Annotated in this window: 1 protein-coding gene; it reads left to right on the forward strand. The window is 42.7% G+C overall.

The window, feature by feature from the left end:
- Positions 1-314: 314 nt before the first annotated feature.
- Positions 315-668, forward strand: a 354-nt coding sequence (locus tag S1OALGB6SA_RS01085; RefSeq protein ID WP_148083991.1) for a glycosyltransferase family 2 protein, incomplete at its 3' end; no start/stop codon positions are given.

Genomic DNA, 668 nt, shown 5'->3' on the forward strand with positions numbered 1-668 from the left:
TTTGTTCACACATCTTAGACTGACAGCGAAACCGAGATTGATTTATTACATCTTCTTTAGAAACAATTTTGAGCGCCAGCCCTCATAATACTTGGCTGTACATCAGTAAGCAAAGAAGATAGGCACCCTGAAGCCCAAAATTTACGCCTCCCACTCTGGCGTTTTTCCACCATCGCCACAAAGAAACGAAAGTAAGGGGTGAAACCGAAGCTGGATGCGGTGATGGCTGCGATGCTTGAAGCGCTCATCAGTCTGATGTACGCTAGGTTGCGGTTCATGCATTTGAACATCGAGATTAAGAATGGAGTAAGTATTTGAACAAGCTTCCACTGGTATCGGTTCTTATACCCATGTATAACGCTGAAAACTATGTTGAACCAGCACTCGAGAGTATTCAGAATCAAACCTATCCCAATTTGGAAATAATATGCATCAACGATGGCTCGAATGATGCTACCTTTTCCATAGTTGAAAGCAAAGCCAAACTTGATAGCCGCATAAAACTGCACAGCCATGAACACAAGGGAATTGTTTACACTCTCAATAGATTGATCGATTTGTCCCACGGTAAATACCTGGCAAGAATGGATGCCGATGATATTTCTCGTTTAGACCGGATAGAGAAGCAAGTTAACTACATGGAGTCGAACCCTGATATTGTTGCCAGT

Source organism: Olavius algarvensis spirochete endosymbiont (assembly GCA_900608495.1).
In the GTDB taxonomy this organism is placed as follows: Bacteria; Spirochaetota; Spirochaetia; order DSM-2461; family DSM-2461; genus UBA2779.